This window comes from Streptomyces paradoxus (assembly GCF_014202475.1).
GTDB classification, from domain to species: Bacteria; Actinomycetota; Actinomycetes; order Streptomycetales; family Streptomycetaceae; genus Streptomyces; species Streptomyces paradoxus.
The window spans coordinates 83,199-99,453 of record NZ_JACHGV010000017.1 but is presented as its reverse complement, the minus strand read 5'-3'; the positions used below and the strand labels follow the sequence as shown (position 1 = coordinate 99,453).

The window sequence follows — 16,255 nt, the reverse complement described above, 5'->3', positions numbered from 1 at the left end:
GTGCCCGGAACGTCTTCAGCCGGTCCGGACCGCCCAGCGGCGCGTGACCACCCATACGGCGTCCAGCACCCGCGCCTCCCGCCAGGTGTCATCCGGCTGCTCCGGCACATGCACGGCGGCGTCCGGGGCGAGCGGCAGCACCTTCAGCCGCAGGCCCTCCGTGCGCAGCGCCCGGGCCGGCAGCCGGTCCAGCCCGATGTCCCAGACCCGCCCCGACCAGAACTGGTCGGCGACCAGAGCGTCTCCCACGCAGGCCCGGGCCAGGTCCCCCGTCCAGCGCAGCCGCAGCAGCACGCCGGAGGGGTTCCGGAGCAGGTCCTGCGGTACGTCGACCCGGTACTCGGCGGCCGCCGCGTCCACGTCCTTCTCGCCCGGCACACTCGCCCGGCCCTGCACGCCGGTCACCGGCTCGGGCGCCGGGCCGGCGGGCCTGACGGACCTGACGGTCGCGACGGTCCCCGCCGGCGGCCCGGCGTCGACCGTGTAGCGCGTGAACACACCGTCGGCCGCCTCCCGGACACCGGCCCCCTCCACCACCAGGGCGGAATCCGGTGCGGGCAGCACCGCGAACGTCGGCTCGGCGGCGGGACTGTGCAGGCGCACCTCGTGACGGTGCTCGTCGAAGACGACTCCGTCCCCGCACAGCACCAGCCGTTCGGCCCCCCACGCCCGGCCCCGGTAGACCGTCCGGGCCGTCGCCGCGTCCAGGACCAGCAGGCCGACGCGTGAACCGTCGGCCGCCTCCACCTCCACCAGGGCGTCCGTCCCGGGCCGCACCCCGCTGACCAGCACCCGCCCGGCGACCGGCGTGATCTCCCCGGAGGGCACCTCGACGGACCCCACCGTGTCGGCGTCCAGGGCGAGTTCGGGGGCGATGCCGTCCGTCGCGGCCAGCACCAGGACCGTACGGCCGTCCGCCTCGACGGCGCACACGGGCTGCGCCGTGGCCCACTCCAGCCGCAGCCCGGCCACGTCCAGCCGGAGCGGCCAGCAGAAGTACGCGCCGGAGGGGACGGTGACGGGAGTGCTCGGCAGCGTCAGCGAGGGCGCGTCGGGGAAGGCGACCGTGAAGGCCGTGTCCGGGTGGCCCGGCAGCGGCTCGTGCGGCTGGTGGTTCGTCACGAAGAGGAAGCCCGAGGTCCCGTCGGTCCGCACGGCCCAGCGCAGGGTGTCCCGGTCGTGCTGCCCCGCCGGCGGCTGCTCGGGCAGCACGGACCGCATCGGGGCGATCCGGTGCCCGAATCCGGCCAGCAGCAGGTGCTGGAGGCGCAGTTCGTGGTAGGAGGGCCGCACCTGCCCGTACTCGCCGAGCGGGGCCTGGAAGTCGTAGGTCAGGACGGGCAGGTCGTTGGGGTAGCCGGTGGCGTGCGACTCCTGCAGGGACGTCAGCTCGCCGGCCGGGTTCGTGCCGCCGTGGAACATGTAGTAGCCCTGCCACACGGACCCGCAGCCGAGCTTGGTCAGCCCCAGGGCGCCGACATCGGCTGCCTCCACCCTCGGCCGCCGGTGATAGGCCACCGCCATGCCGCCGCCCAACTCGCAGGTCGCCCAGGGGAAGCGGTCCGTCGGAGCCGGGCCGGCTCCGCGCACGGCCGTGGGCCGCAGGTCGGCGCCGATGCCCTCGTCGTCGCGCTCGTGGGTGAAGAAGAAGTGCTTGCGGCAGGTGTCGGGCCAGCCGCCGTCGGCCTCCGTCCAGAACGCCTCGGAATAGCCGCCGTACAGCGGAAGCAGTTCGTCACCGGGGAGCTGCACGCCGCCCCAGGCGGTCGACGTCCACAACGGTGCGCTCAGCCCGGCCTCCTGTGCCAGGCGCTTCAGCGTGCGCAGGTGGCCCGGCTGGTCGTACAGCTCGTTCTCGATCTGGATCGCGACGATCGGGCCGCCGCTCGCCCGGTCGAGACCGCGCAACTGGCCGGCGATCGCGGTGAACCAGGCGCGTACGGGCTCCAGATAGGCCGGGTCGTCGGTGCGGGGGGTGCAGGCGCGGGCCAGGAGCCAGTCGGGCAGGCCGCCGTTGCGTACCTCGGCGTGGGACCAGGGGCCGATCCGGGGGATGAAGTCCAGGCCGTGGCGGGCGCACAGCTCGGCGAAGCACCGCAGGTCGCGGTGGCCGTCGAAGCGGACCCGGCCCTCGATCTCCTCATGGTGGATCCAGATGACGTAGGAGGCGACGGCGGTCACCCCGCCCGCCTTCATCTTCAGCAGTTCCTCCTCCCACTCCCCGTGCGGGCAGCGGGAGTAGTGGAACTCGCCGGAGACCGGGAGCCAGGCGCGGCCGCCCCGGGTGAGCCAGCGGCTGGTGACCTCGATCGGGTCGGGCACGCCCGGCGCGTCCGTGAAGGGCAGGTGGCCGGTCAGCGGGGGAGCGGCAGGCGGGGGCACGCGCAGCAGATGCGTCACCAGGTGTTCTCCGGGCCGAGGTCGGGGGTGCCGGTGAGCAGGGCACGGGTGGCGGTGGTGCCGTGCAGCTCCAGCAGGACGAGTTCGTTGGCGCCCGGGCGCAGCACCGGTGCGGGGACGTACAACGTGCGCTGCGGGCCCCGGTTCCAGTAGCGGCCCAGGTGGAAGCCGTTGACCCAGGCCTGGCCCTTCGACCAGCCGGGCAGGGAGAGGAAGGCGTCGGCGGAGGTGCGGACCTCGAAGGTGCCGCGGTGGAACGCCGGCACGGTGACCGGCGCGTCACCGGCCGGGGCGAACGGCACCGCGTCCAGATCGTCGAGCGGCAGCGGGTGGCAGTCCCAGCCGCGCAGGGCGGTGCCGTTGAAGGAGACGGGGCCGAGCAGGCCCTTGGGCGCACCGATGCGAGGCCCGTAGTTGACGCCGCCCATGTTCTCGACGAGGACGTCCAGCGTCACCCCGGGACGCGGCACGCGCACGGGCAGCGTCTCGTCGTGCCGTTCGCGCTCCAGCACACCGGCGGGGGCGCCGTCGACGAAGACCAGGGCGCGGTCGCCGACCCCACCGGCGAAGTGCAGCAGGCCGTCGCCGCCGACGGGGAGCGTGGTGCGGTAGGAGCGCGTAACCGGTGCGCTGCCCGAGCGCGTCCATGGTGAGCGGGACGTCGGCGCTCACGGGCGGCCCCGCAAGCGGCATGAGGGCCGCCCGGTCGCTCAACTCGACGTCGGTGGGCGGAAGTTTCGGGCCCGCCGCCGGGAGGGGCCCGTCCGGTACGGCGCAATGACGGGCGATGACCTCGCGGAAGGCACGGTACTTCGGGCCGGGGTCGCCGCTCTCGGTGAGCGCGGCGTCGTAGTCGTACGACGTGATCGTGGGCGTGTAGGCGTGCTTGTGGTTGGCGCCGTTGGTGAAGCCGAAGTTGGTGCCGCCGTGGAACATGTAGATGTTCACGGACGCCCCGGCGGACAGCAGCCGGTCCAGATCGGCGGCGGCGTCGGCCGCGTCCCGGACGTGGTGCGGCCCGCCCCAGTGGTCGAACCAGCCGATCCAGAACTCGGCACAGAACAAAGGCCCTTCGGGACGGTGCTCGCGCAGCCGCGCGAGGCTCTGCTCGACGCGGCTGCCGAAGGTCGTGGCCGCCAGGACGCCGGGCAGGGTCCCCGCGGCCAGGTGTCCGGGATCGGCCTGGTCACAGGTGAACAGCAGTTCCTCGACGCCTCGCGAGCGGAACGCGTCGGCCAGGTGCTTCAGGTACGCGGAGTCGTCGCCGTAGGCCCCGTACTCGTTCTCCACCTGTACGGCGATGACGGGACCGCCCGCCGCCGCCAGGTGCGGCCGGAGCGCGGGCAGCAGCAGGTCGAGGTAGCGGTCGACGGCCCCGGTGAAGCGGGGGTCGCTGGTGCGCAGCCGGATGTCCGGGTCGGAGGTCAGCCAGTCGGGCAGACCGCCGCCGTCCCACTCGGCGCAGATGAACGGCCCGGGACGCAGCAGCACCCGCAGCCCCTCGTCCTGGGCGACCCGTAGGAAGCGGGGCAGGTCGAGGAAGCCGTCGAGGAGGAGGGGGCCCTCGGGATCGGGCTGGTGGTGGTTCCACGGGATGTAGGTCTCCACCGTGTTGAGGCCCATCAGCCGCGCCTTGCGCAGCCGGTCGGACCACAGGCCGGGGTGGACGCGGAAGTAGTGCAGCGCGCCGGAGATGATCCGGAACGGCTCGCCGTGCAGCAGGAATCCGTCGGACGTCGTCGTCAGGGCGGGCATGCGGAAGCTTCCCTTCGGGACAGAGGAGTGGATTCAGCGGGAGCGGGTGGCGCGGATCAGCCAGAGTGTGGCGGCCAGGCAGAGTGCCGACACGCCGCACAGCAGGAGCGGCACGGCGCGGATCCCGGACCACTCGATGGCCTTGCCCAGCGCAGGCCCCGCGGCGACACCGCCGGCCATGGAGGCCGCGATGACCAGGGCGCCGGCCCGCCGGGCCCGCGGGGCGGCGCGGTTCAGCCAGGGCAGCCCGGTGGGGAAGATCGGCGCGATGAACAGACCGACACCGGCGTACGCGTAGGGCGCGAGGGCCGGGACGGTCGCGGCCAGCAGGCACACCGTCATGCCCGCGCACGAGACGGTGATGATGGCCTGGGCGGAGAAGCGCAGCGCGAGCGGGGCGACCAGGAAGCGGCCGACGGTCATCATCAGCCAGTACACGGAGGTGGCGGTCGCGGCGACGCCCGCGCCGTAGCCGACCGTCTCCAGATGCGTGGGCTCCCAGCCGCCCACACCGGCCTCGATGCCGACGTGCAGCACGTAGAGGACGACGAACACGGCGAGGACGGAGCCGAGGCTCCGCCCGAGCACGCCTGTGCCGCCGCTCTGCTCTCCGGCCGGGACGGGCACCTGGTTCCGCACGCCCCTCAGGCACAGCAGCAGCGGCAGGTTGGCGACGGCGAAAGCGAGGAAGACGGCCGGGTAATGCTCGGAGCCGACCGCGCCGATCACGGCGGGCCCGAGGATGGCGCCGATGCCGAAGTGGGCGTTGAGGATGTTGAGCATCGCGGTGGAACGGTGGCCGAAGCCCACGGCGAACAGCTGGTTGAGGCCGTAGTCGATACCGCCGAAGCCGAACCCGGCCAGCAGGGCCGCCACCAGGGCGGTGGGCCAGTCGGGCGCCAGCGCGAAGCCGGCGGCGCCGACGGCCATCAGCAGATACGAACTGCCGAGGATCCGCCGGTTGCCGACCCGGCCGTAGAGCCGGTCGAACAGCAGCACACCGGCCACACCACCGACGAAGTGGGCGCTCAGCCCCAGTCCCGCGGCGGAGGGCGACAGCCCGAACTCCGCACGGAAGGCCGGGATCGCCGGCCCGTACAGCGCCTGCAACGCCCCGATGAGCACGAAGCCGGTACAAGAGGCCACTACGGCGGCCCTGCTGAACACGGGGCCGGGCGGTGCGGAGGAGAGACGGGCAACGCGCTCTTCGATCACGCGGACTCCGAAGGACGGGCCACCGGGTGGGTGGGCGGAGGGCACAGGCGCGTACGTCTGGATCAGGGAACTGATGTTACCGGTAACATCAGTGGGGTCAACAGCCCCCGGCTGCCCAGGTGTCCTCCGACGGCCCGGCATCCCCCGGCTCGCCACGAGATCTCCCCCGAGCTCCCACGAACCTCGGAGATCCACCAGGGTTGCCCCGGTCCCGTTCGGGTACGCGAGCAGGACCGTTCCCGGGGCGGATCATGCCCGGGGCGGGCCGCACGACCGCCGCTACCAGGGAATCTGCCATGGAGACACCCGCAAACGACCCCACGCCCACGCCCGCCCAGCGGGCTCTGGACGTCCTCTCCGAGAACACCGAGGACACGGCGGCTCTGGACGCGCTCGCCAACAGCGACGTGCTCATCCCCGTGCCCGACGACGCCAACGACTCGGACGCCGCCAACCCGTCGGCGGTGGCCCTGCCGGTGCTGGAGCAGCCGGGCGGCGAACCGGTGGTGCCCGTGTTCACCTCAGAGGTGGAGATGGCCGGGCTGCTGCCGTTCGTGTCCCGCTACCGCCTGGTGCCCCTCGGGGCCCTCGCCGCGCAGTGGCCGGCCGACGACCTGTCGCTCACCATCGACGGCAGCTCGGAGCACCGCCTGACGCTGACCTCGGAGGGAGTGCGCACCCTGCTGGCCCGCTAGGAAGGCCACCGGCGCGATCCGGGCCTGGGTGACTGCTCGCCCAGCGCCCGGCTCAGTGCTGCCCGCTGCAGCGGCAGCACCTCGGCGTGCAGGTCACGGCCCTTGGCCGTCAGGGCGACCCACACGCCCCGGCGGTCCTCCGCGCACACGGACCGGGCCACCAGCCCGTCCTTCTCCAGCCGGGCGATCAGCCTCGACAGCGCGCTCTGACTGAGGTGGACCCGCCCCACGAGGTTCTGCACCCGGCACTGCTCGCCCTCCCCGGGCGCCGCGTTCGCGAGCATGTCCAGGACCTCGAAGTCGGATGCGCCGAGGCCGTGCGGATGCAGCGCCCGGTCGATCTCGCACATCGTGCGCGCGTGCGCCGACAGGATGTCCCGCCACCGGTCTTCCAGCTGCCCACCAGCCGTCTTCGCCGCCATATGGGAACGGTAACACCGGTGCACGGTTCCATGACGGTGCATGCAGACCGGCCTCCCGGTCCGCACTCACGGCCTCACGTCGACTCCCGCTTCACCAGCTCCGTCGGCAGGATCACCGCCGCCGGATCCTCGCCCCCGATCAGCGCGAGCAGCACCCGGACCATCTCACTGCTGATGCGGTCCCAGGGCTGCCGGATGGTCGTCAGCTCGGGGCCGGCGGCCACGGCGGCCGGTGAATCGTCGAAACCGCCGACCGCCACGTCCTCCGGCACCCGCCGCCCGGCCCGGTGCAGGGCTGTGAGCACTCCCTGCGCCATGAGGTCGGAGGCGACGAACACCGCGTCGACGTCCGGCGCCCGCGCCAGCAGGTGCTCGGCGCCGGCCTCGCCGCTCGCCCGGCTGTAGTCACCGGAGACGACCAGCCGCTCGTCGAACTCCAGGCCCGCCTCCGCCAGCACCTCCTTGTAACCGGCGAGGCGCTCGACGCCGCCGGGTGTGTCCAGCGGACCGGTCACGGTGCCCACCCTGCGCCGCCCGAGCGACAGCAGGTGACGCACCATGTCGCGGGCGCCGTCCCGGTCGTCGGCGGCCACGTAGCTCACCTTGGAGGCCAGCCCGATCGGCTTCCCGCACGCGACCAGCGGCACCCCCGCCTCGCGCAGCTGCTCGGCGACGGGATCACCGGAGTGGCTGGACACCAGCAGCACCCCGTCGACGTGCCCGGCGGTGATGTACCGCGTGATGCGCCGCCGTTCGTCCTCGGTGCCCGCCAGCATCAGCAGCAGCGGGATGTCGTGCGCGGCGAGCGCCTGGGTGCAGCCGCGCAGCAGGACGTTGAAGTTGGGGTCCTCGAAGAACCGCTCCTGCGGCTCGGTGAGCAGGAAGCCGATCGAGTCGGACCGCCCGGTGATCAGGGAACGGGCGTGCCGGTTGACCACGTAACCCGTCTTGCGGATGGCCGCGTTGACCGCCTCCTGGGCGGCCGGACTGACGTAGTGCCCGCCGTTGAGGACGCGCGAGACGGTGCCGCGCGAGACACCGGCCTCGCGCGCCACGTCATGGATCGTGGGCGGCCTGCGCCTGCCTCCGGCAGCGTTCATGGTCACGACTTTACGGCTCCGGAGAGCAGATCCAGGCTCCAGAACCGCTGGATGACCAGGAAGAGGGCGACCAGCGGGAGCACCGCGAGCAGGGCGCCCGTGATCACCAGGGTGTACAGCGCCGGGGTGTTGGCGCCCTGCTCCAGCAACGTGAACAGGCCGAGCGTGATCGGGAACTTCTCGTCGTCGCTGAGCATGATGTACGGCAGCAGGAAGTTGTTCCAGATCGCCACGAACTGGAACAGGAACACCGTCACCATCCCGGGGATCATCATCGGCAGGGCGATCCGCGTGAAGATCCGCCACTCGCTCGCCCCGTCCATGCGCCCCGCCTCGATCACGTCGGCGGGCACCGCGGCGGCGGCGTAGATCCGCGCGAGGTAGACACCGTACGGGAAGAGGATCTGCGGCAGCAGGACGGACAGGTACGAGTCGGTGAGGTCGGCCTTCGCCAGCAGCAGGTACTGGGGGACGGCCAGGATCACGGGCGGCATCAGCACCCCCGCGAGCAGCACGTTGAAGAGCGTCTCGCGGCCGCGGAAACGGTAGATCGCGAGCGCGTAACCGCTGATCGCCGATACGCAGGTCGACAACAGGGCCCCGAGACCGGCGTACAGCGCGGAGTTGCCCATCCACTGCCAGTAGACACCGTCGCGGTAGGCGCTGAGGTCCCGGATGTTGCCGGCGAAGCCCGTGCCGGGCAGGAACGTGAAGGTGGAGAACAGCTCCCGCCCGGACTTGGTGGCGGCGATGACCACCCAGGCGACCGGGAGCAGGCAGTAGAGCGCGCCCAGCAGCAGGGTGACCGTGGGCATCAGGGCGATCCGGCGGCGCAGCGGCGGGCGGTCCTGGGCGGTGCCGGGCGTGCTGCCCGCCACCGGCTCGGTCTGGTGGACGGCGAGGGAGCTCATCGGGCGGCCTCCTGCTTCTGGCGACGGTTCGCGGCCCGCAGGAAGCCGAAGGAGAGGAGGAGCGTGGCGAAGGCGATGATCACGGCCTGCGCCGCGGCTCCGTAGATGTCACCCTCGCCGAAGGCGTCCCGGTGCACCTTCATCAGCGGGCTCCACGTCGTGGACACCGAGTTGGTGAGCGGCTTGAGGGTGGTCGGTTCGTTGAACACCTGGAGCGTCGCGATGATCGAGAAGAAGAAGGTCAGCACCAGCGAGGGCGACACCATCGGGATCTTGATCCGCAGCGCGATCTGCAGCGGGGTGGCGCCGTCCAGCTTCGCCGCCTCGTACACCTCCGCCGGGATCGCCTGGAGCGAGGTGTAGATGACGATCATGTTGAAGCCGGTACCGCCCCAGACCGCGATGTTCGACAGGGCCAGGAACAGCGGCCCGCCGTCCAGCAGGTCCGGCTGCGGCATCCCGAGCCGGTCGAGCACGAAGTAGAAGGGGCTGACGTCCGGCAGGTAGAGGAAACCCCACAGCAGGGCGGCCACCACACCGGGGATGGCGTACGGCAGGAAGATCGCGAGCCGGGTGACGGGCGCGAGCCGCACCTTCTCCGAGTCGAGCATCAGCGCGAACAGCAGGGCCAGGCCGAGCATGACGGGCACGACGATGCACCCGTAGCCGAGGACGCGCAGGGTGCCGTGCAGCAGTTCGCTGTCGGAGAGGGCGTCGGTGTAGTTCTCCAGGCCGGCCCAGACCTCCTTGCGGGCGCCGGAGCCGAGGCCGAGGCCCGACACCTTCACCTTGCGGAAACTGAGCCAGACCGCGTAGCCGATGGGCAGCGCGAAGAACAGTGCGAACAGGAGCGTCGCGGGGAGGAGGAAAAGATAGGGGGCGCTTCGCGCTCGTTTGAGGGTGGTGGTGGGAGACGGGTGGGCGTACGGGGCCCCCTTGACCCCGTACGACCGCCGGCGTGCCGTGCTTTTCACTCCGCGACCTCGAAGCCCTGCTTCTTCATGTCGGCGACGGTGTCGGCCTGCATCTCGTCCAGCGCGGCGCCGAAGTCCGACTTGCTCTTCGCCGCGGCGCCGAAGGCGTCCTTGAACGTGGTGTAGGCGACGTTGACGTTCGGGCCCCAGGCGGCGGGCGCGGTGGTCTCGGCGATGTCGGCGGCCTTGGTGTAGAAGTCGGCCTGGTTGGCGAAGTAGGCCGGCGGCTTGAGGAAGGCGCCGCTGGTCTGGGCGTTGGAGGCGGCCGGGTAGATGCCGCTCTCCTTCGCCAGCGCGTTCAGGGCCTTGCCGTCGGTGTTCAGCCAGGCGGCGAACTTCGCGGCGGCCGCGCGGTGCTTGGAGTCGGTGGTGACGGCGGTGGAGGAACCGCCCCAGCTGCCGGTGCTGTTGTCGCTCGCGGACCACTGGGGGAGCGGGGCCATGGCCCACTTGCCCTTGGTGTCGGGCGCGGCCGTGGTCAGGGTGCCCGGCGCCCACACGGCGCTGACCCAGGCGATCTGCTTGCCGGTGTTGAGCGCCTTGTTCCAGGCGGGCGTGTACATCGGCTGGTTGTCGATGGCGCCCTCCTTCACCAGGCCGCCCCAGAACTTCGCGACCTTGCGGGTCGCAGCGTCGTTGATGGAGACCTTCCACTGGTCGCCGGAGGTCGTCCACCACTTGGCGCCCGCCTGCTGGGCGAGGCCCGCGAAGAGACCGGAGTCGTTGGCGGAGAAGGTGGTGAGGTCCTTGCCGGGCGCCGCCTTCTTCAGCTTGCGGGCGATCTCGGCGAACTCGTCCCAGGTCGTCGGGACCGTCAGGCCGTACTCCTTGAACAGGTCCTCGCGGTAATAGAACATCATCGGCCCGATGTCCTGGGGGACCGCGTAGACCGCGTCCGTGCCGAGGGTCGTCTGCTGCCAGACGCCGTCGGCGAACTTGTCCTCCGCCTCGCCGACGGTCTTCGAGATGTCGGCGAGCGCGTCGTTGCTGACGAGTGTGGGCAGCGCCTGGTACTCCGCCTGCACCAGGTCGGGCGCCTTGCCCGCCTTGTGCGCGGTGAGGATCTTGGTGACCAGGGTGTCACCGGACGCCTGCTTCTTCACCGTGACGGTGATCCGGTCCTTCTTGCCCGGCCCCTTGTTCCACAGGTCCACGACCTTGTCCATGCCGGGCGTCCACGTCCAGTACGTCAGCGAGGCCGGGCCCGACTCGGTGTCGCTGTCCGCGGATTCCGAGCCGCAGGCGGCGAGGGTGGTGGCGCCGAGGGCTATGGCGACGGCGGTTCTCACGAGGCGGCGGCGCTTCGTGTACGGCATGGATCTCTCCCCTGACCTGCGGCCCTCGCCTGCTGCGAGGACCTGCCATGCTTCTGTGAGCGTTCACAGTAGAGAAACATCCCGGACACTTGTCAATGGTTGTTGCTGTGCGGTTATGTTGGCCTCCACGCTGCGCAGCTGTGTGTGCACGTTCCCAATTTTTCGATCGACCGGGAGACCTTCCATGCCGGAGACCACCCCCAGGGGCCTCACCAGGCTCGCCTTCGGTGGGGACTACAACCCCGAGCAGTGGCCGGAAAGCGTCTGGCAGGAGGACGTCCGGCTGATGCGGGAGGCCGGCGTCACGATGGTGAGCGTCGGGATCTTCTCCTGGGCGCTGCTGGAGCCCTCACCCGGCCGTCACGACTTCGGCTGGCTGGACCGGCTCCTGGACCTGCTGCACGAGCACGGCATCCGCGTCGACCTCGGCACCCCCACCGTCGTCCCGCCCGTCTGGTTCTACCGGGCCCACCCCGAGGCGCTTCCCGTCACCGCCGAGGGCGTGCGCTACGAGTTCGGCTCCCGCGCGGCGATCTGCCACAGCAACGCCGACTACCGCGCCGCAGCCGCGGCCATCACCACGAAGCTCGCCGAGCGCTACGGCGACCACCCGGCCCTGGCGATGTGGCACGTCCACAACGAGTACGGCGTCCCCGTCTCCGCCTGCTACTGCGCGTCGTGCGCCGCCCACTTCCGCCGCTGGCTGGCAACCACCTACGGCACGGTCGACGCGGTCAACGAGGCCTGGGGCACCGCCTTCTGGGGCCAGCGTTACGCCGCCTTCGAGGACATCAACCCGCCCCGGCTCACCCCCGCGGCCGTCAACCCCGGCCAGGCGCTGGACTACAAGCGGTTCGCCGACGCCACCATGCGCGAGAACTTCCGCATGGAGCGGGACATCCTGCACCGCCTCTCACCCGGCGTCCCGGTCACCACCAACTTCATGACGGCGCTGAGCCAGTGCGACTCCGTCGACTACTGGGCCTGGGGCCGCGAGGTCGACCTGGTCACCAACGACCACTACCTGATCACCGACGGCCGCCGCACCCACGTCAACCTGGCGATGGCCGCCGACCTCACCCGGTCCGTCGCGGGCGGCGCCCCCTGGCTGCTGCTGGAGCACTCCACCTCGGGCGTCAACTGGCAGCTCCGCAACCCCGCCAAGGCCCCCGGCCAGATGGCCCGCAACTCCCTGGCGCACGTGGCGCGCGGCTCCGAGGGCGCCCTGTTCTTCCAGTGGCGCCAGTCCCGGCGCGGCGCCGAGAAGTTCCACTCGGCGATGGTCCCGCACGGCGGCACCGACACCCGTGTGTGGCGCGAGGTCGTCGAACTCGGCGCGAGTGTCGAGGCGTTGAGCGAGATCCGCGGCACCCGCACCGAGGCCGACGTGGCCGTGCTCTGGGACTGGCACTCGTGGTGGGCGCAGACCCTCGACTGGCGCCCGAGCGTCGACCACGACGCCCGCGAGCGCGCCGACGCCTTCTACGAGGCCCTCTACGACCGCCACCTCACCGTCGACTTCGCCCACCCGGAAGCCGACTTGTCGAGGTATCCCCTTGTCGTCGTACCGGCCCTGTACCTCATGACGCAGGCGGCCGGCCGCAACCTGAAGGCGTACGTCGAGCAGGGCGGCACGCTGGTCGTCTCGTACTTCTCCGGCATCGTCGACGAGCACGACGCCGTCCACGAGGGTGCCTACCCGGGCCCGCTGCGGGACGTCCTCGGCCTCACCGTCGAGGAGTTCTCACCGCTGCTCCCCGGCGAACGGGTGCGCGTCACCGGCCCCGACGGAACCGAACCCTCCGCCGACGTGTGGACGGAGTTCGTCGTCCCGCGCGGCGCCGAGACCGTCTCGGTCTACGCCGACGGCCCGGCCGCCGGTCTGCCCGCCGTCACCCGGCACCGCCTCGGCGAGGGCACGGCATGGTACGTCTCCACCCGGCTCGGCGCCGACGGCCTCGACGCGCTGCTCGGCCGTGCGGGCGAGGACGCCGGGCTCGCCCCGCGCGCCGATCTGCCCCGGGACGTCGAAGTGGTCCGCCGCACCGGCGAGTCGGGCACCTACCTCTTCGCCGTCAATCACACCGGCTCCGACGCCAAGGTGCCGCTGGAGGTCCCCGGCACCGAGCTGCTGACCGGTGACCGAGCCGCCGGCCGCCTGGAGGTCCCGGCCGGAGCCGTCCGGGTCGTACGGCTCGACGGCTGAACCGACTCCCTCCGCCCGCGCGAGCCACGAGCCGCGGGCGGAGGGCCCGCCCCTCACTCACCTCCTGGTGAGGCCCTCATCCCCACGTCGAAGGGACGACGGACGACGATGTTCCATCCCAGACGCACCCTCAGGGCCCTGCTGCTGCCGCTCGCCGCAGGACTCGCCCTCACCGCGCTGCCCGCCACCTCCGCCCACGCCGCGAGCACGCTGACCAACGGCGGCTTCGAAGCCGACGGCGCGGGCACCGCCGCCCCGAGCGGCTGGTCCGAATACGGCGCCACCGGCGCCTCGTTCACCGAGTCCGGCGGCCACGGCGGCAGCCACCGCCTCACCCACTGGTCCTCCTCGGCCTACAAGGTGGAGACCTACCAGTACCTGTCCGGACTCACCAACGGGAACTACAAGCTCACCGCCTGGGTGCGCTCCGGCGGCGGGCAGAAGTCCGCGTACCTGGCGCTGAAGAACTGCGGCGGCGCCGAACAGCGCACCGACCTGCCGGTCTCGGCCGACGGGTGGATCAGGATCGTCGTGCCGGTCAAGGTGACCGGCAACCAGTGCACCATCAGCGTCAACAGTGACGCGAACGCGGGCAACTGGATCAATGTCGACGACCTGACCTTCACGTCCGGCACGACCGGTGCGTCGATCAAGGGCGCCGACATCTCGTCGCTGGCCAAGAGCGAGGCCAAGGGCGGTGTCTACCGCAACGGCTCGGGCACCGCCGCGGACCCCCTGTCCGTCCTCGCGTCGTCCGGCATGAACTACGCCCGCCTCAAGGTCTGGGTGAACCCGGCCGACGGCTACAACAACAAGGCCCGCGTCCTGGCCACGGCCAAGCGCGTCAAGGCGCAGGGCATGAAGCTGCTGGTCGACTTCCACTACTCGGACTTCTGGGCCGACCCGGGACGCCAGGACAAACCCGCCGCCTGGGCCGGGCACTCCTACGGCCGGCTGAAGACGGACGTGTACAACCACACCTACGACGTGCTGAACGCCCTGAAGGCGCAGGGCACCACCGCCGACATGGTCCAGGTGGGCAACGAGATCAACGGCGGCATGCTGTGGAACGAGGGCTCCACCTCGAACTGGACGCAGCTGGCCGGGCTGCTCAACTCCGGCTACGACGCGGTCAAGGCGGTCAACCCGTCCACCACCGTGGCGCTGCACCTCGCCGAGGGCGGTGACCTGGAGGGCACCCGCTGGTGGTTCGACAGCGCCCGCTCCAACGGCGTGAGGTTCGACGCGATCGGCCTGTCCTTCTACGGCTACTGGCACGGCACCCTGGCCGACTTCCAGACCACCCTCGACGACGCGGCCGCCCGCTACGGCAAGCCGGTCTTCGTCGCCGAGACCGCCTACCCGTTCCGCCTCGACAGCGAGGACACGCACGAGAGCATCATCGACACCAGTGCCGAACTGGTCCCCGGCTACCCGGCGAGCGTGACCGGCCAGACCCGGTGGATGAACGACATGATGAGCATCGTGGAGGCCGTCCCGAACGGCCGTGGCCTGGGCGTCTTCTACTGGGAGGCGACCTGGACCGCGGTGAACGGCAACGGCTGGGACCCGACCGACGCGGCCTCCGGCAACGCCTGGGAGAACCAGGCGCTGTTCGGCTACGACGACCGGGCGCTCTCGTCGATGTCCTGGTTCCGCCACCGCTGAGCGCGCGGGGGAGGGGTCTCACGTCCGGGCCTCTTCCCCTGCCGCCTCCCCCCTGTCCGAACTCCGCTGTGCCGTACGGCAGTTCGGTATCGGTCAACGATGCCGAAGCCCGGACGCGGCGGCATCGGCTGCGAGACAGTGGGAAGACGCGGTGAGAGGGCGAAGCCGCGAGGCAGGGGCTCGACATGCTGAGGACTCCCACGGGCGAGACGCGGCTCCGCATCCTGGCCTGGCTGAAGGAACCGGGCCCCGCTGCGGACGGTGTCACCGCGGACGCCGTCGCCGAGCGGTTCTCGCTGCCACGCCCGGTCGCCGTCACCCATCTGCGGCTGCTGGAGGCCATCGGCATGCTGCGCACCAGCAGATCCGCGGGCCGCGTGCGCTACCACCGCGACGACATGCGGATCGCGGAGGTCGCCAGGATGTTTGAGAAGGGCTGGTAGGCGACCCGTACAGCAGTATCGCCCCCGACGGTGGAGGACACGCACGCAATGGACCGCCCCACGGCACTCGTCCCACGCCACTACGTCGCGGTGGGCCCCGGCCCCGAGGACGTGGTCGCCGATCCGCGCGGCCGGGTCCTCACCGGCGTCGCGGACGGCCGCATCCTGCGGCTCGACGCCCTCGCCGACCCGGTCGCGGCCCGCGTCGAGGTGATCGCCGAGACGGGCGGCAGGCCCCTCGGGCTCGAACTCCTCCCCGACGGCGACCTGCTGGTGTGCGACGCCGAACGCGGACTGTTGCGCGTCGGCACCGGCGACGGCACGGTCCGGATCCTCGCCGACTCGGTGGCGGGGGAGCCGCTGCGCTTCTGCAGCAACGCCATCTCCCTCTCCGACGGCAGCGTCTACTTCACCGTCTCCAGCCGCCGGTACCCGCTGGAGCACTGGATCGGCGACATCGTCGAACACACCGGAACGGGACGGCTGCTGCGGCTCGCCCCCGGCGGTGACACACCCGAGGTGGTGCTGGACGGCCTGCAGTTCGCCAACGGGGTCGCCGTCGGCGCGGACGAGTCCTTCCTCGTGGTCGCCGAGACCGGCGCCCGTCGGCTCCTGCGCCACTGGCTCACCGGGCCGGACGCCGGGCGGAGCGAGCCGTTCGCCGAGAACCTCCCGGGCATGCCCGACAACCTCTGGCGCGGTGCGCCCGGCGGACCGATCTGGGTCGCGCTCGCCGGGCCCCGGGTCCCGGCCCTCGACCTGCTCCACCGCGGCGCGCCCGGCGTCCGCGCCGCCGCCGCGCGGCTGGCCGTGCGCGCGCCCTTCCGCCCCACCGGCACGATCGGCGTCATGGCCTTCGACGACCAGGGCGGCGTCGTCCATCACCTGGCCCGCCGTCACTCCGGCTACCGCATGGCCACCAGCGTGTGCGAAGCGGCCGGCCACCTCGTCCTGGGCAGTGTCCGGGAACGGGGCGTGGCGGTCTGCGAGGCACCCGCCCCGAGGTGACCCCGCTCCGCCCCCGGGGTTAACCTGAACGCGGCCGCGGGCATCCACCGCGGCGCGGCGGTGGGGCCCGCCGTACCCGAACCGCGGCAGTGACGCCGCCAACGGTCCCTACTTGCGACGGCACGCGCCCGCACGACCCGGG

At 71.8% G+C, this 16,255-nt stretch carries 12 protein-coding genes and 1 pseudogene; 5 read left to right on the top strand and 8 right to left on the bottom strand.

Translation table 11 applies throughout. The features are described 5' to 3' along the window. Positions 1-15: 15 nt before the first annotated feature. The 3 genes and pseudogenes from HNR57_RS36025 to HNR57_RS36015 form a co-directional block, all read right to left on the bottom strand. Positions 16-2,403, bottom strand: a complete 2,388-nt coding sequence (locus tag HNR57_RS36025; protein ID WP_184567125.1) for a beta-galactosidase — start codon at positions 2,401-2,403, stop codon at positions 16-18. Next, positions 2,397-4,155, bottom strand: a pseudogene (locus tag HNR57_RS36020) (glycoside hydrolase family 35 protein). The gene HNR57_RS36025 and the pseudogene HNR57_RS36020 overlap by 7 nt, the downstream one beginning before the upstream one ends. 33 nt (positions 4,156-4,188) lie before the next feature. Continuing rightward, positions 4,189-5,322: an MFS transporter gene (locus HNR57_RS36015; RefSeq protein ID WP_184567123.1), complete on the bottom strand. Its 1,134-nt coding sequence runs from the start codon at positions 5,320-5,322 to the stop codon at positions 4,189-4,191. Positions 5,323-5,666: 344 nt separating this feature from the next. On the opposite strand from HNR57_RS36015, the gene HNR57_RS36010 reads away from it, so the two are divergent. Then, positions 5,667-6,065, top strand: coding sequence for an SseB family protein (locus HNR57_RS36010; protein ID WP_107460221.1), 399 nt, complete (start codon positions 5,667-5,669; stop codon positions 6,063-6,065). Here the strand turns inward: HNR57_RS36010 and HNR57_RS36005 are convergent. The 5 genes from HNR57_RS36005 to HNR57_RS35985 form a co-directional block, all read right to left on the bottom strand. Next, positions 6,062-6,487, bottom strand: a complete 426-nt coding sequence (locus HNR57_RS36005; protein WP_184567050.1) for a MarR family winged helix-turn-helix transcriptional regulator — start codon at positions 6,485-6,487, stop codon at positions 6,062-6,064. The genes HNR57_RS36010 and HNR57_RS36005 overlap by 4 nt on opposite strands. Before the next feature lie 74 nt (positions 6,488-6,561). After that, a complete protein-coding gene (locus tag HNR57_RS36000) occupies positions 6,562-7,593 on the bottom strand; it encodes a LacI family DNA-binding transcriptional regulator (protein WP_184567048.1) in 1,032 nt (343 codons plus the stop codon). Then, positions 7,590-8,498 carry a carbohydrate ABC transporter permease gene (locus HNR57_RS35995; protein WP_184567046.1) on the bottom strand — a complete coding sequence of 303 codons (909 nt, stop codon included), beginning with the start codon at positions 8,496-8,498 and terminating at the stop codon, positions 7,590-7,592. Before HNR57_RS35995 ends, HNR57_RS36000 begins: the two co-directional genes overlap by 4 nt. Beyond that, positions 8,495-9,472 (bottom strand): carbohydrate ABC transporter permease, encoded by a 978-nt coding sequence (locus tag HNR57_RS35990; protein ID WP_184567044.1) that lies wholly within the window; start codon positions 9,470-9,472, stop codon positions 8,495-8,497. The genes HNR57_RS35995 and HNR57_RS35990 overlap by 4 nt, the downstream gene beginning before the upstream one ends. After that, positions 9,469-10,788 carry an ABC transporter substrate-binding protein gene (locus HNR57_RS35985; protein WP_184567042.1) on the bottom strand — a complete coding sequence of 440 codons (1,320 nt, stop codon included), beginning with the start codon at positions 10,786-10,788 and terminating at the stop codon, positions 9,469-9,471. Before HNR57_RS35985 ends, HNR57_RS35990 begins: the two co-directional genes overlap by 4 nt. Positions 10,789-10,972: 184 nt before the next feature. On the opposite strand from HNR57_RS35985, the gene HNR57_RS35980 reads away from it, so the two are divergent. From HNR57_RS35980 to HNR57_RS35965, 4 genes are all read left to right on the top strand, one after another. After that, positions 10,973-12,994, top strand: a complete 2,022-nt coding sequence (locus HNR57_RS35980) for a beta-galactosidase (RefSeq protein WP_184567040.1) — start codon at positions 10,973-10,975, stop codon at positions 12,992-12,994. A gap of 108 nt (positions 12,995-13,102) precedes the next feature. Beyond that, positions 13,103-14,662 (top strand): glycoside hydrolase family 53 protein, encoded by a 1,560-nt coding sequence (locus HNR57_RS35975; RefSeq protein WP_184567038.1) that lies wholly within the window; start codon positions 13,103-13,105, stop codon positions 14,660-14,662. A gap of 185 nt (positions 14,663-14,847) precedes the next feature. Beyond that, entirely contained in the window at positions 14,848-15,105 is a 258-nt protein-coding gene (locus HNR57_RS35970) for an ArsR/SmtB family transcription factor (RefSeq protein ID WP_184567036.1), read from the top strand. A 48-nt stretch (positions 15,106-15,153) separates the two neighbouring features. After that, complete coding sequence (locus HNR57_RS35965; RefSeq protein ID WP_184567034.1) at positions 15,154-16,113, top strand: SMP-30/gluconolactonase/LRE family protein; 960 nt, start codon at positions 15,154-15,156, stop codon at positions 16,111-16,113. The last annotated feature ends 142 nt before the right edge of the window (positions 16,114-16,255 follow it).